We start from the raw sequence: 17,557 nt of genomic DNA, 5'->3' as shown, positions 1-17,557 counted from the left end.
TGGATCACGACGAGGGACGGGACGTCGAGCAAGTGCTGACGCAGCCGCATGAGCCGTGTCAGCACAGATCAAATTCTCGTAAAACCGCTTATCCGGAGCTAACGGGCGAGGTGGCTATGGTAGGGGCTCCACTGGACACCACCAGAGCCGACAGGGGAGGTGCGGCCGCGCCTGTGGATCGGGGAGGAGTGCTGCGGCGCTTTCTCGGATCGGCAGGCAGGCCGAAATCCGTGAACGACACCGCTGACCACCGTCACGCCGGCGACTACGCCCAGACCGCGACCTTCTCCACCGACGCGGACGGGCAGGCGTGGACTCCGCCCACCTGGGAGGAGATCGTCAGCATGCACAGCGGCCGGGTCTACCGGCTCGCCTACCGTCTGACCGGCAACCAGCACGACGCCGAGGACCTCACCCAGGAGGTCTTCGTCCGCGTCTTCCGCTCCCTGTCGACCTACACCCCCGGCACCTTCGAGGGCTGGCTGCACCGCATCACCACCAACCTGTTCCTGGACATGGTCCGCCGCAAGCAGCGCATCCGCTTCGACGCCCTCGGCGACGACGCGGCGGAGCGGCTGGCCAGCAAGGAGCCCACCCCGCAGCAGGTCTTCAACGACGCCCACTTCGACGCGGACGTCCAGCAGGCCCTCGACACCCTCGCCCCCGAGTTCCGCGCCGCGGTCGTCCTGTGCGACATCGAAGGACTGTCGTACGAGGAGATCGCCGCGACGCTCGGCGTCAAGCTGGGCACGGTCCGCTCGCGGATCCACCGCGGCCGCTCGCAGCTGCGCAAGGCCCTGGCCCACCGCTCCCCGAAGGCGCGCGCCGAGCGCCGCTCCTTCGTGTCCCGGGTGCCCGCTCTGGGAGGAGGGGGCGCGACCGCGTGACCGGAACCCGACGTACCCCCGCAGAGGGGCTCCTCGCAGAACAGCATCTGGGAGACCGGCTCTCCGCCCTCGTGGACGGCGAACTCGGTCATGACACCCGTGAGCGCGTCCTCGCGCACGTGGCGACCTGCGCGAAGTGCAAGGCCGAGGTCGACGCCCAGCGCCGGCTGAAGAACGTCTTCGCGGAAGTGGCCCCGCCCGCCCCCTCAGAGAGCTTCCTGGCCCGCCTCCAGGGGCTCCCCGCAGGAGGTGACCCGGACGGCGGCGGTACGCCGCTGGGCAGGGGAGGCTTCGGTGACGGCGTCTTCGGGGTGAGCCGGGAGGAGCCGTTCTCCTTCGGCTATCTGCCCACGGGCGACCACGGCGCCGCGCTGGCGCCGGCCGACCGGGGCTTCCGTATCCACCCCGTCGGCCGGGACGGCGAGCGCTCCCGCGGGCTGCGGTTCGCCTTCGTCGCCGCCGGCGCGGTGTCGCTGGCCGCGATCGCCCTCGGCGGGATGAACACCGGCGCGCCGGTCGACACCGCGGCGGACGCACGCGGCGGAAGCGGCGGGAGCAATGTGACACCGGCCCGTACCCCGGGCTCGGGCGCGGCCGGCTCCGCGACGGGCGAGAACCAGCGGCGCCGGGCCGTCGGACCGCTGCTCGCCCAGAGTGGCCAGCTGATCGGCACCCCCGCGGCGCCGACCGAGGTCTCCGCGCCGCTGCTGCCCGGCGTGCCCTCTCCGGCCTCCGGGCGTGCGGAGGAGACGGTGCTGCACCGGCTCACCACGCCGGTGATGGCCGGGGCGGCCGCCATGTCCCCGCTGATACGTCCGCTCGGCACGACCCCGCCGATCGCCGTGAGCTCCTGGGCCACCGCCCCCGAGATCACCGGCCCGGTCCTGCTCGCCGCGCCCGACCCCGACACCACGTCCGCTCCCGTCGCCTCCCCGCGCTCGCACGACCTCCGCTGAACCGGTCCCGGCGCCGGTCCGACGTGAACCTGGTTGAATCCAGGAAACGGGGATCACCCGGCCGCGACCGGGTCCGACTGTGGGGAGAGCATGGACGAGGGGACGCCCCGTGAGGGGGCCTCGGCCGGCCAGGCCGAGGAGACGGGTGCGGGCACCGGTGACTACGAACTGGACCTGCCCCTGAAGACCGGGGCCGACGCGGCGCCGCCCATACCGCTGCACGACCCCGACGCCTACAGCACCCCGCCCTACGGCCACCCGGGCCCTTGGTCCCCGGCCCCACCGGTCCAACACCCGGCGACCACGCTGGCACGGGCGGAGGCCCAGGCTCGGGCGGAGGCGGAGGCGGAGGCCCGTGCGGAGGCTGAGGTCCGGGCTGATGCTGAGGCCCGTGCAGAGGCCCAGGCCCGTGCGGAAGCCGCGGCCCGGGCCGCGGGTGAGGCCCCGGCTTCGGCCCAGGGTGAAGCCCTGCCCCAGACGCAGGCTCAAGGCGAGGCCCAGGCCCGGACCCAGGACGAGGCTCAAACCCCGCCACCGGCCCCGACCCAGGCCGAGGAGCAGGCTCCAGCCCGGCCCCCTGTCGACGCCCCTGCCCCGACTCACGCCGGAATCCCAACCCCGGCTCCAACCCCGGCCCAGCCGCAGTCCCAGGTGCACGGTCAGGCGGTGCCCGTCCCGGGCTCGGTGGAGTCTGCGGCCGGGGTGGCCGTGACCGCGTCAGCGGCTGGCGCGCCGTCGTTCTCCGTGCCAGAAGGAGCCGCCCCCGGTGTCGTCGGCGCGTCCGATCCGGTGGCCCTTCCCGCGGTCACCGCGCCCTCCGGCAACCCCTGGCACCGCTACGACCCCTGGGCCCCCGTGCCCGTCGGGGTCTTGCAGGAGAGCGGGGGTGCCGTGCTCAGCGAGGGGGAGCGGCGGCGGCAGGTGCGGCAGCGGATCGTCGGGGGTGCGCTGGCGCTGGCGTTGGCCTCCGGGGTGCTCGGCGGGATCGTGGGGGCCCAGCTGGAGCGCAACGGCGGATTCCGAAGCGTGAGCCTGCCGCAGGCGTCCCCGGAGCCCACCGGGCGCGCCGCGGACACAATCGCGGGCATCGCGGCCCGTGCCCTGCCCAGCGTCGTCACCCTGCACGTCAGCGGCAGCGAGGAGTCCGGCACGGGCACCGGCTTCGTGCTCGACACCAGCGGCCACATCCTCACCAACAACCACGTCGTCGAGCCCGCCGGCGGCGACGGCGACATAACCGTCGTCTTCAACGGCGGCCAGACCGCCAAGGCGGACGTCGTCGGCCGGGACAGCGGCTACGACCTCGCCGTGGTCAAGGTCAAGGGGGTCAGCGGCCTGCGGCCGCTCCCGCTCGGCAATTCCGACTGCGTCCAGGTCGGCGACCCGGTCGTCGCCATCGGCGCCCCCTTCGATCTGGAGGGAACCGTCACCTCCGGCATCATCAGCGCCAAGGAGCGCCCCATCACGGCCGGCGGCGACAGCGGCGACGCGAGCGACGTGTCGTACGTCGACGCCTTGCAGACCGACGCCCCCATCAACCCCGGCAACTCCGGTGGCCCGCTGCTCGACTCCCGGGGCCGGGTCATCGGCATCAACTCCGCCATCCGCTCCGCCGCCGACGGCTCCGACTCCGGAAGCGGCGAGGCCGGCTCGATCGGCCTCGGCTTCGCCATCCCCGTCAACCAGGGCAGACGCGTCGCCGAGGAGCTGATCAACACCGGTCACGCGACCCACCCGGTCATCGGTGTCACCCTCGACCTGGACTACGCCGGCGACGGCGCCCGGGTGAGCGTCAAGGGCGGCGACGCCGGTGCCCCGGTCACCCCGGGCGGCCCCGGAGCGCTGGCCGGCATCAAGGCCGGCGACGTGATCACCGAGGTCGACGGCACCCGGGTGCATTCCGGCACCGAGCTGATCGTCAAGACCCGTGCCCACCGCCCCGGCGACCGCCTGGAGCTGACCGTCGAACGCGACGGCAGGGAACGTACGCTCTCCCTGGTCCTGGGATCGGCTGAGGGTGACTGAGTGGCAGGCTGTGCACGGGGATTGACAGAAACCTCACAGACCGGACCCCGAGACCCCGTCCGACAAGGCAAACAACGCGGAAAACCGACGGTGCGCGCCCGGTCTCGCAGCGCGGGACAGTACCGGTCGGACAGGTGCGACAGGTACCGTGGACCCGGCCCGGACCACGGAAGACCTGACCTGACCGCCGAGGGCCGAGGACCGCGGACATCCCAAGGAGCTTCAGGTGTTCAATGACATAGGACCGCTCGAGCTGGTGACGATCGTCGTCCTGGCCGTGCTCGTCTTCGGTCCGGACAAGCTCCCGAAGGTCATCCAGGACGTGATGCGCACCGTCCGGAAGATCCGTGAGTTCTCGGAGAGCGCCAAGCACGACATCCGTGCCGAACTGGGGCCGGAGTTCAAGGACTTCGAGTTCGAGGATCTCAACCCCAAGACCTTCATCCGCAAGCAGCTCGACAACGACGAGCTGGGGCTGAAGGAGATCCGCAACGGCTTCGACATCAAGAAGGAGATGGCCGAGGTCACCGAGGCCGTCCACAGCCGCGACACGGACTCGTCCTCCTCGTCCTCTTCTTCGTCATCGTCTTCGTCTTCCTCGTCCGGCGGCGGGCGCATCGACATGACGAAGAAGCCCGAGGAGCCGGGCAAGGACGACCGCCCGCCCTTCGACTTCGACGCCACGTGATCTTCGCCGCCTGACGGCCGCCTTCGCCGCGGTGCGCGACCGGGTGGCTATGCTGCCTGGTTGTTGTGCGGAGCGGACGAGTACGCCCGAAAGGGGGGCGGGCCGGACCGTTCCGTCGAGAGCGAGGAGGCGTCCGGGCATGGAGACGACGAGTCGGGCAGTCGAACAGGTGCCGGCCGCGGAGGGTGGACAGCAGGTCCCCTCCGCTCGGCGCACCGTCGACGGCTACCTGGAGGCACCCTTCCCGTGGTACGGCCTCGACGAGGCCTTCACGGGGCCGCGCTGGCTGATGCAGGTGGGGACGGCGGCCGACGGGGCCGTCGAACACGGTTCCATCGGACACGGTGACGAACCCTCCGTGCGGCACGAGACGGCCGGGGAGGACCGGGGGAGATTCGCGGTCGTCGTGACCGTCGCCGCCAATCCGCCCCGCAGGAGCGCCGATGGGACGGGGCTCCTGGAGGCCACCTCGGTGTCGTCGGCGGCCTGGCTGGCGGGGGTGGGGCTGCTGTCCTTCACCTGGCCCGGGCAGATGGACCACAGTCTGCGGGACGACTGGCTGGACCAGCAGACGGAGACGGCGTGGGCGCTGGCGGACGACCTCGCCGGACCGGAGTGGTCGAGCCTCTCCCTGCCGGTGGACGGGGTGCCCACGCCGTTCCACTACCGCGAGTCGGAGTTCGGGTGGGTGCTGGCCGGGTCCACCGGGCAGGGGGTGCACCTCGGGGCATACGGGAGGGGCATGAGCGCGTACGGGCTCGGCTTCTCGGTGGTCAAGGACGTCGCCGAGTACGCGGTCTAGGAGTCTGATGAAGATCTTGCTCCGGCCGCCTGACTCGCCCCGGATTGCCAGTAAATGTCAATCACTATGAACCGGTGCAAGTCGGGCGCGATTTCAAGATCTTCAGGACGCTTCCAGGCCTGTGGGGAACTGCGGGCCGTTCGAGGCCGGTCGCGCAGTTCCCCGCGCCTCTGAGTCGGCCGACGAGCCGGCTGACCTTCGGGGCGGTCGTGTCGGTCGGGCCTAGAACTTGTTCTTGGGCGTGATCCCCAGCGACAGCCCCGAAAGGCCCCGCTGCCGTCCCCCCAGCTTCCCCGCGATCGCCCGCAGCGCCGCACCCGCCGGAGAGGACGGGTCCGTCAGGACCACGGGCTTGCCCTCGTCGCCGCCCTCGCGCAGGCGGACGTCGATCGGGATGGAGCCGAGGACGGGGACCGTGGCGCCCGTCGTGCGGGTCAGGCCGTCCGCGACGCGCTGACCGCCGCCCGTGCCGAAGACGTCGACCATCTCGCCGCAGTGCGGGCAGGGCAGGCCGGACATGTTCTCGACCACGCCGACGATCTTCTGGTGCGTCTGCACGGCGATCGCACCCGCACGCTCGGCGACCTCGGCCGCCGCCTGCTGCGGGGTGGTGACGACCAGGATCTCCGCGTTCGGGACGAGCTGCGCCACCGAGATCGCGATGTCGCCGGTGCCGGGCGGCAGGTCCAGGAGGAGGACGTCCAGATCGCCCCAGTAGACGTCCGCGAGGAACTGCTGGAGCGCGCGGTGGAGCATCGGGCCGCGCCACACCACGGGGGCGTTGCCCGGCGTGAACATGCCGATGGAGATGACCTTCACGCCGTTCGCCGACGGCGGCATGATCATGTTCTCGACCTGGGTCGGACTGCCGTCCGCGCCGAGCATGCGGGGCACGCTGTGGCCGTAGATGTCCGCGTCGACCACGCCCACCTTGAGACCGTCGGCCGCCATCGCCGCCGCCAGGTTCACCGTCACCGAGGACTTGCCGACACCGCCCTTGCCGGACGCCACCGCGTAGACGCGGGTGAGGTTGCCGGGCTTGGCGAAGGGGACCTCGCGCTCGGTCTGACCGCCGCGCAGGGCGTTCGCCAGCTCCTTGCGCTGCTCGTCGCTCATGACGTCGAGCGTGACGTCGACACGGGTGACACCCTCGACCCCGGAGACCGCCTCGGTCACCCGCTGGGTGATGGTCTCGCGCATCGGGCAGCCGGATACCGTCAGGTACACCGTGACCGCGACCGCCCCGTCCGCGCCGATCTCCACCGACTTGACCATCCCCAGCTCGGTGATGGGCCGGTTGATCTCGGGGTCGTTCACCGTCGCCAGTGCCTCGCGCACCGCGTCTTCGCTAGCCATAAGGACGATGGTACGGCGCCCACGGGGGCCCGCGGCCAGCCCCTCAGCGGTCGTCTGCGTCACGTCCCGGCGACCGATCTGCCGGGAATACCACCTTGCCCTCGTGCCCCCCGTGGCCGTCGCGCCGGTCGTCCAGCTCCTTGAGCACGTCCTGCAGCTCGTTGCGGATCCAGTCGCGGGTGGCGACCTCGCCGAGGCCCATCCGCAGCGCGGCGACCTCCCGGGTGAGGTACTCGGTGTCGGCGATCGACCGCTCGTTCTGCTTGCGGTCCTGTTCGAGGTTGACGCGGTCGCGGTCGTCCTGCCGGTTCTGCGCGAGCAGGATCAGCGGGGCGGCGTAGGAGGCCTGCAGGGACAGCATCAGGGTGAGGAAGATGAAGGGGTAGTTGTCGAAGCGCAGGTCGTGCGGGGCGAAGACGTTCCACAGCACCCACACGATGATGACGACCGTCATCCAGACGATGAACCGCCCGGTGCCCAGGAAGCGCGCGATGCGCTCGGAGAGCCGGCCGAAGGCCTCCGGGTCCCACTCGGGCACCAGCCGGCGCCGGGGCGGCCGCGGCTGGTCGAGCCGGACGCGCGGACGGGTGGTCGCGGTCGCGCCGGAGACGGTGCGCTCGCGCATGTTCTCGCGCGCGCCGTCGCGCTCAGGAGCCATGGGGGACCACCCCCTTGCCCGACGCGCCGCCCGACGCGCCGCCCGCCCGGTCGCCGGTCTCCTCGCCCGTCTCCTCGTCCGCCTCGTCGTTGAGGTGGAACTCCGTCTCCCGCCAGTCGTCGGGCAGCATGTGGTCCAGCACGTCGTCCACGGTGACGGCGCCGAGCAGCGCCCCCGCCTCGTCCACCACGGGCGCCGCGACCATGTCGTACGTGGCGAAGAACCCCGCGACGACCGGCAGCTGGGCGTCCGGGTCGAGCGCCTGCAGGTCGTCGTCGAGGACCGCGCTGACCAGGGTGTACGGCGGCTCCCGCAGCAACCGCTGGAAGTGCACCGTGCCGAGGTACTTGCCGGTGGGCGTCTCGTCGGGCGGGCGGCAGACGTAGACCTGGGCCGCCAGGGCCGGGGACAGGTCGGCGTTGCGGACGCGCGCGAGGGCGTCGGCGACGGTGGCGTCGGGGCGCAGGACGATCGGCTCGGTGGTCATCAGACCGCCGGCCGTGTGCTCCTCGTAGGACATCAGCCGCCGCATGTCGGCCGCGTCGTCGGGCTGCATGAGGCTCAGCAGCCGCTCCTTGTCCGCCTCGGGCAGCTCGGCCAGCAGGTCGGCCGCGTCGTCGGGGTCCATGGCCTCCAGGACGTCCGCCGCGCGCTCCTCCTTCAGCTTGCCGAGGATCTCGATCTGGTCGTCCTCCGGCAGCTCCTCCAGCACGTCGGCGAGACGGTCGTCGTCGAGGGCGGCGGCGACCTCGGCGCGCCGTTTCGCGGACAGGTGGTGCAGGACGTTCGCGAGGTCGGCTGGGCGCAGCTGCTCGAAGGTGGCGAGCAGGCTCTCGGCGCCCTGTCCGTGTTCCTCCAGGGAGAACCCGGTCACCGACAGCCACCCGACGGTGAGCGTCTCGCCCTTGGCCCGCCGGAAGGCGCTGCCCTTCCTGCCCTTGCGGACGAAGACCCGGGTGATCTCCCAGTCCCGGCGGGCCGGCAGCTGCTGCACGGACACGTCGAGGACGGTGACCTCCTCGTTGGTCTCGACGAGCGTGACGCGCCGGTCGAGCAGTTCCCCGAAGACGAGCCGCTCGGTGGGCCGCTGCTCGAAGCGGCGGACGTTGAGCACGCCGGTGGTGATGACCTGGCCGGACTCGATGCCGGTCACCCGGGTCATGGGCAGGAAGATGCGGCGCCGGGTGGACAGTTCGACGACCAGGCCGAGCAGCCGCGGGGGACGGCGTCCGACCCGCAGCATGACGACCAGATCGCGTACCCGGCCCACCTGGTCACCGTTGGGGTCGAAGACCGGGACACCGGCGAGGTGCGAGACGAAGATCCGGGGGGCACCGGCTGCCATGGCTGTGGTTCCCTGCTTCCTTTTGCGTACCGCGGTGCGGCTGGTTTCCTTTTCCGAATCGCCTTCCCAATTGCCCGCTCCTGCGGGCTTCAGGCTAGCCCGTCCCGATCGGATACGCCCTGGTGAGCGGTCCGTACGGACCCGTTCCGAGGACGGTCCCGGGCCCGGGTACGCTGCCGTACGCCGCTGAGCACACCCCCGCAGAAAGGCGCGCCTCTCCGTGACTGCGAACCCCCAGAGCCGTACCCGTCGGGCCGCGCTGGTGAGCGCGCTGTGCGCACTGGTCGTGGGCCTGGGAGCGGGGTGCGCCGAGGATCCGGACGCGGGCACGAACGGGGTGGGCAAGCTGCCCGCCGCGCAGATCCAGGCGAAGACGAAGAAGGCCGCCGGGGCGGTGGACGCGGTGCGGCTGTCGGGGACCGTGGTCACCAGCGGCCGTACGTACCGGCTCGACATGCGGCTGAAGGAGGACGGCGGCACGGGGTCGGTGACCTCGGAGGGGGCCGCGTTCCATCTGCTGCGGGTCGGCGAGCAGCTCTTCCTGAAGGCCGACTCGGCGTTCTGGACCCATGAGGACGGCACGTCCGACGACGACGCCAAGGACACGGCCGCGGCGGACAAGCTCGACGGCAAGTACGTGAAGGTGCCGTCGGGGGACCCCTCGTACAAGAAGTTCAGCGTCTTCACGGACAAGGACCTCCTTCTCGACGGTCTGCTGACCCTGCACGGTTCGGTGAGGACGGACGGCCACCACGAGCAGTCCGGCACCCGCACCATCCGCATCACCGGGGACGGCGGCGACGGCGGCACCCTGGACGTCTCCCTGGAGGGCGAGCCGTACCCGCTGCGCCTGGTCCGGGCGGGCGGCGCGGGCACCCTGACCTTCTCCTCCTGGGGCAAGGACTTCCCGCTGCAGGAACCGCAGAAGGACGAGACGGTCGACTACGGCAAACAGCTCCCGACGTCGTAGGGGGGCGCCGCGTGCCGCCCGCCGTTCAGGGGGGCTACGCCTTTCTCCGCCGGACCAGCAACCGGTGCAGCCCGGCGGGGATCGCCTCCCGCGTCGTGGCCGGCGACGGCACCGGCCGGGCCGCGAGATCGCCGTCGGGCAGGGGCAGCACACCCCCCGTCGGCTCCAGGCGCAGCACCCGGCACTCCCGCGCCCAGCGCTCGGTCATCGCCTCGCCGTCGGGAGCGTTGAGCCGCTTGCCCTTGAGCTCGGCGACGGCCGCCTCCCACCGCTCGGACCCGGGCGCGAGCCCGACGACCGCGGCGGTCCAGGTGACCAGCCGGCCGCCCTTGTCCTTGCTGCGGACGGTGACCTCGGCGGAGCCGCCCTCCGCGAGTCCCGGAAGCGGCTGCTCGCCGGGCCCGTCGCCGACCACGCAGGCAGCGCCCTCGTGCCACGCGTGCCACAGCGCACGCGCGGCCGGTTCGCCCGCGCCGCGGACCCAGATGAGGCCGGACTTCTTGGTGGCCTCCTCGACGAGGGCCTGGTCGAGCAGCTCGCTAGTCATGGCGCCCAGCCTAGTCAGGACCGGTCCGGCCCGGTCCGGCCCGGTCACAGCCAGCCGTTGCGCTTCAGGGTGCGGTGGATGCCGACGCACATCCCGACCATGACCGTCATGACGACGGGGTAGCCGAACTTCCAGTGCAGTTCGGGCATGTAGTCGAAGTTCATGCCGTACACCCCGCAGACCATCGTCGGTACGGCGATGATGGCCGCCCAGGACGTGATCTTGCGCATGTCCTCGTTCTGGGCGACGGAAGCCTGCGCGAGGTTGGCCTGGAGGATCGAGTTCAGCAGCTCGTCGAAGCCGATGACCTGCTCCTGGACGCGGGCGAGGTGGTCGGCGACGTCCCGGAAGTACTTCTGGATGTCGGGGTCGACCAGCCGCATCGGCCGCTCGCTGAGCAGCTGCATCGGGCGCAGCAGCGGGGAGACGGCCCGCTTGAACTCCAGCACCTCCCGCTTGAGCTGGTAGATCCGGCCCGCGTCCGTGCCGCGCGGGGTGCCCTTGCGGCCCGGCGAGAACACCTCGGTCTCGACCTCGTCGATGTCGTCCTGCACGGCGTCGGCGACCGCGATGTACCCGTCGACGACGTGGTCGGCGATGGCGTGCAGCACCGCCGAGGGGCCCTTGGCGAGCAGCTCGGGGTCGTCCTGGAGGCGGTGGCGCAGCGCGCGCAGTGAACCCTGGCCGCCGTGCCGGACGGTGATGAAGAAGTCCTTGCCGGTGAAGCACATGACCTCACCGGTCTCCACGACCTCGCTGTTGGCGGTGAGCCGGTCGTGCTCGACGTAGTGGATGGTCTTGAAGACGGTGAACAGGGAGTCGTCGTAGCGCTCCAGCTTGGGGCGCTGGTGGGCCTGCACCGCGTCCTCCACGGCCAGCGGGTGCAGCCCGAACTCGCCCGCGATACCGGAGAACTCGGCCTCGGTCGGCTCGTGCAGCCCGATCCACACGAAGCCTCCGTCGCGCCGCACCTGGCGCATGGCCTCCTGCGGGGTCAGCGCGTGCCCGAACTCCACGCGGGAGCCGTCGCGGTAGACGGCGCAGTCGACGACGGCCGACGGCATCGCGGGGTCGCGGGTGGTGTCGTAGGCACCGGTGTCCGCCCGGACGCCGCCCTTGCGGACGCCGACCTTGAGCAGGGAGGGGCGGGCGGGACGGACCACGGCACGCAGGTCGCGGATCATCGACATGGCAGGGCTCCTTCGCGTCGGGCAACGAAAGGCCGTGACGACGGGTGGAACTACCCGGAATGGGGACGTCCTGGTTCGGATGTTTGGCACGTCCACAAAGCGGGGAGCACCGCACCGTCGCGGTGGCGAGTTCGCTGCTGATTCAGATCAGACAGATCAGGCAAAACGAAACGAAGTGCTCTTCCGCGTGAAAGACGCGAACAGGAAAGGACGGCGGTCAGCCGGAACCAGGGGGAAGCTGCATCAGCGGCCGGAAGAGCGAGTGGTACTGCACGGGTGACTTCGATCCATGACAGCCCCACCTCCTCCAGCCGGTCCCTCGTAAGGGAGTCCCATCGGCGTCGGGGCAAGATCGCGACGCTTCGGCGTGCTGCCCCGAACCACCGGCTCAGAGTATCAGTCACCTGAAGTGTCAAGGCGCTGCTTTGCCCGGTACTGACGAGTTCTATGCTCGCGACATGGCTGATGTTCTTCCTCTCGTCGAGGCCCGGTTGCGTACGGCGCTGGGCGAGCCGGACGCCCGCGCGGCGGTCACCTTCCTCGGTACGGACCGGGTCGAGGTGCTCCGTTTCCACGAGGGCGACATCGTCCGCTACGCCACGCTCGGCATGTCAGCGCAGCCGATGACGGACCCCACCGCGGTCCTCGCCGACCCCGTCAAGGGCCCCCGCGCCGAACTGGTCCTCTCCGTGCGGGGCGGCCTCGCCGAGACCGACAAGGTGCTCAGGCCGCTGGCCGTGCTCGCGGCTTCTCCGCAGGTCGAGGGGGTGGTCGTGGCGCCCGGCTCCTCCCTGGACGTGGGCGAACCGCTGTGGCCGGGCGCTCCGTTCACCTCGGTCCTGGTCGCCGAGCCGGGCGGCCTCGTGGCGGATCTGGAGCTGGACGAGCCGCTCGACCCGGTCCGCTTCCTCCCGCTGCTCCCCATGACTCCGAACGAGGCGGCCTGGAAGCGGGTGCACGGCGCCCAGGCCCTCCAGGAGCGCTGGCTGACGCACGGGACGGACCTGCGGGATCCCGCCCGCAGGTCCGTCCCGCTCGACTGACGCTTCGTGAGGAAGGTCACCAACCGGTGGCCGAAAGGCTTCGGTTGGCAAAGGGCGGTCTCCGTGTCATCCGCACGGCCCGTCAGTTCGCGAACACGCCGACCGAGTCCTCGGTGGCGTGTCGCACCGCCGGCTTCTCGGCCTCGTGCGTGAGGGCCTTCCGCCGTACGACGACCACGACAGCGCCGAGGACCGCGGTGACCGCCGCGACCACGAACGGGACATGGATGTCGGTCCACTCCTCGAGCTTGGGCGCGAAGTAGGGCGCGGCCGCCGCGGCGAACCACCGCACGAAGTTGTAGCCCGCGCTCGCCACCGGCCGCGGCGCGTCCGACACGCCGAGCGCCAGCTCGGTGTACACGGTGTTGTTCACCCCGATGAACGCGCCGGACATCACCGTGCAGACGATCGCCGTGGTGTGCGAGCCGTACCCGAGCACCAGCACATCCGCCGCGAGCAGCACGAGCGAGCCGCCGACCACCTTCAGCGAGCCGAACCGCTCCTGCAGCCGGGGTGCCACGACCACCGAGAAGACCGCGAGCAGCACACCCCAGGCGAAGAACACCGCCCCCGACTTGTAGGGAGTCATGCCCAGCACGAACGGGGTGAAGGCCAGCACGGTGAAGAACGTGTAGTTGTAGAAGAACGCCGAGGCCGCCGCGGAGGCGAGACCGACGTGGCCGAGCGCCTTCACCGGGTCGAGCAGCGAGGTCCGCCGGGCGGGCCTCGGCTGCTCCTCCAGGAACGCCGTGACGCACAGGAAGCCCACCGCCATCAGGAACGCGGTGCCGAAGAAGGGGTAGCGCCAGCTCGCGTCGCCGAGCACCGCGCCGAGCAGGGGGCCGCAGGCCATGCCGAGGCCGAGGGCGGACTCGTACAGCAGGATGGCCGCGGCGCTGCCGCCGGCCGCCGCGCCGACGATGACGGCGAGGGCCGTCGACACGAAGAGGGCGTTGCCGAGGCCCCAGCCGGCGCGGAAGCCGACGAGTTCGGCGACCGAGTCCGAGGTGCCCGCGAGGCCCGCGAAGACCACGACGAACGCGAGCCCGAGCAGCAAGGTCCTGCGGCCGCCGATCCGGCTGGAGACGAAGCCCGTCACCAGCATCGCGAACGCGGTGATCAGGAAGTACGAGGTGAAGAGCAGCGAGACCTGGCTGGGTGTGGCGTCGAGACCCCGCGCGATCGAGGGCAGGATCGGGTCGACCAGTCCGATGCCCATGAAGGCGACGACGGAGGCGCCGGCCGTGGCCCACACGGCCCTGGGCTGACGCAGGAGACCGGAAGTAGTTGGCATATGCACACGATAAGTTAGCTCTGCTAATTAATGCAAGCTACATGCATCTGGGTCCGATGAACCCGTTCCGGCCGGACGGGTGATCGTCCTTGACGTGGGCCTGCTCGGGTAGGACCGTGGGGCCCTATGAGGGGCGAACCCAGTTGCCCGAAGTGTGGTGGCCGGGTCAGGGCTCCCGGACTCTTCTCCGACTCCTGGCAGTGCGATGTGCACGGGACGGTGCATCCACTCCAGCCCGTGATCCCGCCCAGCGTCGAGGCCCTCAGTGTCGTGGTGCACCGCACCCAGGTGCCCGTGTGGATGCCGTGGCCGCTGCCGGTCGGCTGGCTGTTCACGGGGGTGACGTACGCCGGTGACGACCGCAGCGGCGGTCGCGCGACCGCGGTCGCCTGCTCCGGACCCGGCCCGCTGGGCGGGGTGGCCGAAATGATCCTCGTCGCGGAGGAGCTCGGGGTGGGGCTCGGCGCACGGTACGCCGGGATCGACGGGCCCGACCCGGGGCCGTACATGAGCGTCGAGAAACCCGCGCAGGCGAAGGTGCTGGCCGTCGGCCGGCCCACGCCGTTGTGGCATGTCTCCGGGGTGCCGGACGACCGGGCCGTGTTCGCGGGGGAGGCCCGCGGGCTGTGGCTGTGGGCGGTGATGTGGCCCGAGCAGGCCGGGCTGCTGATGTACGACGAGTTGGTGCTGACGGACCTGCGGGACGCGGGCGCGGAGGTGGAGCTGGTGCCCTGCGGCGCGTTGTCGCCGCGCTTGCTCAAGCCGTGAGGGGTCGGGTGCGGGTGCGGGGGCGGGGGGCGTGGGGGCTTGTCGCGTAGTTCCCCGCGGCCCTGGGGTGGGTGTGGCTGACCCCTTGATGTAGGGGGCGAACCCGGCTTTCGGGTGTGACATTCGGTGTTCGAATCTGGGCTATGCTGAGGCGTCCCGTCCGTCTGCCGTCCCCGCTGGGAGTTTCCGTGCGTATCGATCTGCACTGCCACTCCACGGCGTCCGACGGCACGGACACGCCCGCCGAGCTGGTGCGGAACGCCGCCGCCGCAGGACTGGACGTCGTCGCCCTGACCGATCACGACACCACCCGCGGGTACGCGGAGGCGATCGGCGCGCTGCCCGAGGGGCTCACCCTGGTCACCGGTGCCGAGCTGTCGTGCCGGATCGACGGGGTCTCCCTGCACATGCTGGCCTACCTCTTCGACCCCGAGGAGCCCGCCCTGCTCGCCGAGCGCGAGCTGGTGCGCGACGACCGGGTGCCGCGGGCGCGCGGCATGATCGCCAAGCTCCGCGAGCTGGGCGTGCCCGTCACCTGGGAGCAGGTCGCCCGGATCGCCGGTGACGGTTCCGTGGGGCGGCCGCACGTCGCGACCGCGCTGGTCGAGCTCGGGGTCGTACCGAGCGTGAGCGACGCCTTCACCGAGGAGTGGCTCGCGGACGGCGGCCGGGCCCATGTCGAGAAGCACGAGACGGACCCCTTCGAGGCGATCCGGCTGGTCAAGGGCGCGGGCGGGGTCACCGTCTTCGCGCACCCCGGCGCGAGCAAGCGCGGGCGTACGGTCCCCGAGTCCGCGATCGCCGAACTGGCCGCCGCCGGCCTCGACGGCATCGAGGTCTACCACATGGACCACGACGCGGACACCCGTGCCCGGCTGAGCGGGCTCGCGAAGGACCTCGGGCTCCTCGTCACGGGTTCCTCCGACTACCACGGCAGCCGCAAGACCTGCGTGCTCGGCGAGTACACCACCGACCCCGAGGTGTACGGGGAGATCACCCGGCGCGCCACGGGGGCGTTCCCCGTGCCGGGGACCGGCGGGGCCTGAGGGTCACCTCCGCCCGCCCGCCACCCCTCTTTCCCGCAAGGCTTCTGCACTGATGTTCGACGTCGCCGTCTTCGGCTCTCTGTTCCTGACCCTTTTTGTCATCATGGATCCCCCCGGGATCACCCCGATCTTCCTCGCGCTGACCGCCGGACGTCCCGGCAGGGTGCAGAAGCGGATGGCGTTCCAGGCCGTCTGTGTCGCGGGCGGTGTCATCACCGTCTTCGGGCTGCTCGGACACCAGATCCTCGACTACCTGCACGTCTCCGTGCCCGCCCTGATGATCGCGGGCGGCCTGCTGCTCCTGCTGATCGCGCTCGATCTGCTCACCGGCAAGACCGACGAGCCGAAGCAGACCAAGGACGTCAATGTGGCGCTGGTGCCGCTGGGCATGCCGCTGCTGGCCGGGCCGGGCGCCATCGTGTCGGTGATCCTGGCCGTGCAGAAGGCCGACGGTGTCGCCATGCAGGTGTCGGTGTGGGGCGCGATCCTCGCCATCCATGTCGTGCTGTGGCTGGTCATGCGCTACTCGCTGCTGATCATCCGCGTCATCAAGGACGGCGGCGTGGTCCTGGTGACCCGACTCGCGGGCATGATGCTCTCCGCGATCGCCGTGCAGCAGATCATCAACGGCGTCACCCAGGTCGTGCGCGCGAGCTGACCGGCGTCCACGCACAGAGCCCCGTACGGCGATCGGCGCCGTACGGGGCTCTGAAGTGTGTGAGGTCCCGCGGACTACGAGGCCGCGGAGTCGGCCGGTCGGATCCACAGCCGCTGCCCGATGGCGGCGGCGTCCTGCACGATCCGGTTGACGGAGGCGGCGTCCACGACGGTGCTGTCCACGGGCGTGCCGTCGACGTCGTCGAGTCGCATGATTTCGAAGCGCACAGGCTTCTCCCTTCGTCTGGTCATCCTCCTGGAGGATTACTCGTTACATGAGGAGTCAACGGGCTGCGTGTTACAAACATTCCCTACGCTAAAGAAATTTTTCGAACGACTAATTACCCGTTGGTAAGAGTGTGTACGGAGACTGAACGGGATCGGTTGTGTTCACAGCGTGACCGCCGGGACAATGGGGCCGATGAACGACGACCTCCCGGCCCTCGCCGCCCGCATCGACCGCACGAACGAGCTGCTGACCCGCATGCTCGCCGAGGTGGCCAAGACACCCTCGACCCATGCGATCTTCGTCGACGCGGGGTACCTCTACGCCGCCGCGGGCCGGCTGATCGCCGGGACGGAGGACCGCAGGGCCTTCGACCTCGACGCGGAGGGGCTGATCGAGGCGCTCATCGACCGCGCCCGCTCGATCTTCGCGGACAGCAGACTGCTGCGCGTCTACTGGTACGACGGCGCCCGGCGCCGTATCCACACCGCCGAGCAGCAGTCCATCGCCGAACTCCCCGACGTCAAAGTCCGGTTGGGCAACCTCAACGCCAACAACCAGCAGAAGGGCGTCGACTCGCTGATCCGCACCGACCTGGAGTCACTGGCCCGGCACCGCGCCATCAGCGACGCGGCCCTGCTCGGCGGCGACGAGGACCTGGTCTCCGCGGTGGAGGCCGCCCAGGGGTACGGCGCCCGCGTCCACCTGTGGGGCATCGAGGCACCGGAGGGCCGCAACCAGGCCGAGCCGCTGCTCTGGGAGGTCGACAGCCAGCGCACCCTCGACCTCGACTTCTTCAAGCCGTACGTCGTCCGGCGCACCGCCCCCGCCTACGAGGCGAACGGCGCGAGCCGGCCCACCCGCGAGGACGTCCGCTTCGTCGGCGCCCAGATCGCGGCGAAGTGGCTCGCGGCCCGCGGCCGGGAGGCCCTGGTCGAGCTGCTGCCCGGCCACCCCTACCTGCCCGGCTCCGTCGACCAGGACCTCCTCGTGGAGGCCGAGGGCATCCTGCAGTACTCCCTGCGCGGCCAGTCCGACCTGCGACGCGCCCTGCGCGACGGGTTCTGGGAGCACGTGCAGACGCAGTACTAGGGCGGGT

Annotated in this window: 18 protein-coding genes; 11 read left to right on the top strand and 7 right to left on the bottom strand. The window is 71.1% G+C overall.

Annotation, left to right across the window (positions count from 1 at the left end; genetic code table 11):
• The first annotated feature begins 188 nt into the window (after nt 1-188).
• The 5 genes from sigE (at nt 189) to U5640_RS15315 (ending at nt 5,358) form a co-directional block, all read left to right on the top strand.
• Nucleotides 189-887, top strand: coding sequence for an RNA polymerase sigma factor SigE (gene sigE, locus U5640_RS15335; protein ID WP_340385120.1), 699 nt, complete (start codon nt 189-191; stop codon nt 885-887).
• On the top strand, nt 884-1,843 hold the full coding sequence (locus U5640_RS15330; protein ID WP_340376357.1) for a zf-HC2 domain-containing protein: 960 nt from the start codon (nt 884-886) through the stop codon (nt 1,841-1,843). Before sigE ends, U5640_RS15330 begins: the two co-directional genes overlap by 4 nt.
• Before the next feature lie 90 nt (nt 1,844-1,933).
• Nucleotides 1,934-3,868 (top strand): trypsin-like peptidase domain-containing protein, encoded by a 1,935-nt coding sequence (locus U5640_RS15325; RefSeq protein WP_340376356.1) that lies wholly within the window; start codon nt 1,934-1,936, stop codon nt 3,866-3,868.
• 226 nt (nt 3,869-4,094) lie between these two features.
• Nucleotides 4,095-4,556, top strand: a complete 462-nt coding sequence (locus U5640_RS15320) for a sec-independent translocase (protein WP_340376355.1) — start codon at nt 4,095-4,097, stop codon at nt 4,554-4,556.
• A 139-nt stretch (nt 4,557-4,695) separates the two neighbouring features.
• On the top strand, nt 4,696-5,358 hold the full coding sequence (locus tag U5640_RS15315) for a hypothetical protein (protein WP_340376354.1): 663 nt from the start codon (nt 4,696-4,698) through the stop codon (nt 5,356-5,358).
• 222 nt (nt 5,359-5,580) lie between these two features.
• On the opposite strand, the gene U5640_RS15310 is transcribed toward U5640_RS15315, so the two are convergent.
• From U5640_RS15310 to U5640_RS15300, 3 genes are read right to left on the bottom strand one after another with little or no spacing between them, the layout of a single operon-like run.
• On the bottom strand, nt 5,581-6,714 hold the full coding sequence (locus U5640_RS15310; protein WP_340376353.1) for an Mrp/NBP35 family ATP-binding protein: 1,134 nt from the start codon (nt 6,712-6,714) through the stop codon (nt 5,581-5,583).
• Between the two features lie 43 nt (nt 6,715-6,757).
• Nucleotides 6,758-7,372: a DUF1003 domain-containing protein gene (locus tag U5640_RS15305; RefSeq protein WP_340376352.1), complete on the bottom strand. Its 615-nt coding sequence runs from the start codon at nt 7,370-7,372 to the stop codon at nt 6,758-6,760.
• Nucleotides 7,362-8,717, bottom strand: coding sequence for a CBS domain-containing protein (locus U5640_RS15300; RefSeq protein WP_340376351.1), 1,356 nt, complete (start codon nt 8,715-8,717; stop codon nt 7,362-7,364). Before U5640_RS15300 ends, U5640_RS15305 begins: the two co-directional genes overlap by 11 nt.
• A 220-nt stretch (nt 8,718-8,937) precedes the next feature.
• Between U5640_RS15300 and U5640_RS15295 the strand changes: the two genes are divergently transcribed.
• Nucleotides 8,938-9,687, top strand: coding sequence for a hypothetical protein (locus U5640_RS15295; protein ID WP_340376350.1), 750 nt, complete (start codon nt 8,938-8,940; stop codon nt 9,685-9,687).
• 34 nt (nt 9,688-9,721) lie between these two features.
• Here U5640_RS15295 and U5640_RS15290 read toward each other — a convergent pair whose 3' ends face one another.
• On the bottom strand, nt 9,722-10,234 hold the full coding sequence (locus U5640_RS15290) for a hypothetical protein (RefSeq protein ID WP_340376349.1): 513 nt from the start codon (nt 10,232-10,234) through the stop codon (nt 9,722-9,724).
• 44 nt (nt 10,235-10,278) lie between these two features.
• Nucleotides 10,279-11,424 carry a magnesium and cobalt transport protein CorA gene (locus U5640_RS15285; RefSeq protein WP_340376348.1) on the bottom strand — a complete coding sequence of 382 codons (1,146 nt, stop codon included), beginning with the start codon at nt 11,422-11,424 and terminating at the stop codon, nt 10,279-10,281.
• Between the two features lie 458 nt (nt 11,425-11,882).
• On the opposite strand from U5640_RS15285, the gene U5640_RS15280 reads away from it, so the two are divergent.
• Nucleotides 11,883-12,467, top strand: a complete 585-nt coding sequence (locus U5640_RS15280) for a suppressor of fused domain protein (protein ID WP_340376347.1) — start codon at nt 11,883-11,885, stop codon at nt 12,465-12,467.
• 82 nt (nt 12,468-12,549) lie between these two features.
• Here the strand turns inward: U5640_RS15280 and U5640_RS15275 are convergent, their stop codons facing one another.
• Nucleotides 12,550-13,761, bottom strand: a complete 1,212-nt coding sequence (locus tag U5640_RS15275; protein WP_340376346.1) for an MFS transporter — start codon at nt 13,759-13,761, stop codon at nt 12,550-12,552.
• A 126-nt stretch (nt 13,762-13,887) separates the two neighbouring features.
• Here U5640_RS15275 and U5640_RS15270 point away from each other — a divergent pair, with 126 nt between their 5' ends.
• From U5640_RS15270 to U5640_RS15260, 3 genes are all read left to right on the top strand, one after another.
• Nucleotides 13,888-14,529, top strand: a complete 642-nt coding sequence (locus U5640_RS15270; protein WP_067248240.1) for a DUF6758 family protein — start codon at nt 13,888-13,890, stop codon at nt 14,527-14,529.
• Nucleotides 14,530-14,717: 188 nt separating this feature from the next.
• Nucleotides 14,718-15,575, top strand: coding sequence for a PHP domain-containing protein (locus tag U5640_RS15265; protein ID WP_340376345.1), 858 nt, complete (start codon nt 14,718-14,720; stop codon nt 15,573-15,575).
• 52 nt (nt 15,576-15,627) lie between these two features.
• Nucleotides 15,628-16,233: a MarC family protein gene (locus U5640_RS15260; protein ID WP_340376344.1), complete on the top strand. Its 606-nt coding sequence runs from the start codon at nt 15,628-15,630 to the stop codon at nt 16,231-16,233.
• A gap of 74 nt (nt 16,234-16,307) precedes the next feature.
• On the opposite strand, the gene U5640_RS15255 is transcribed toward U5640_RS15260, so the two are convergent.
• Nucleotides 16,308-16,460 carry a hypothetical protein gene (locus tag U5640_RS15255; protein ID WP_099054039.1) on the bottom strand — a complete coding sequence of 51 codons (153 nt, stop codon included), beginning with the start codon at nt 16,458-16,460 and terminating at the stop codon, nt 16,308-16,310.
• 193 nt (nt 16,461-16,653) lie between these two features.
• On the opposite strand from U5640_RS15255, the gene U5640_RS15250 reads away from it, so the two are divergent.
• Nucleotides 16,654-17,550, top strand: coding sequence for an NYN domain-containing protein (locus tag U5640_RS15250; RefSeq protein ID WP_340376343.1), 897 nt, complete (start codon nt 16,654-16,656; stop codon nt 17,548-17,550).
• The last annotated feature ends 7 nt before the right edge of the window (nt 17,551-17,557 follow it).

The organism is Streptomyces sp. SS7 (genome assembly GCF_037993025.1).
Classification (GTDB): Bacteria; Actinomycetota; Actinomycetes; order Streptomycetales; family Streptomycetaceae; genus Streptomyces.
This window is presented reverse-complemented; position numbering and strand designations above follow the sequence as displayed.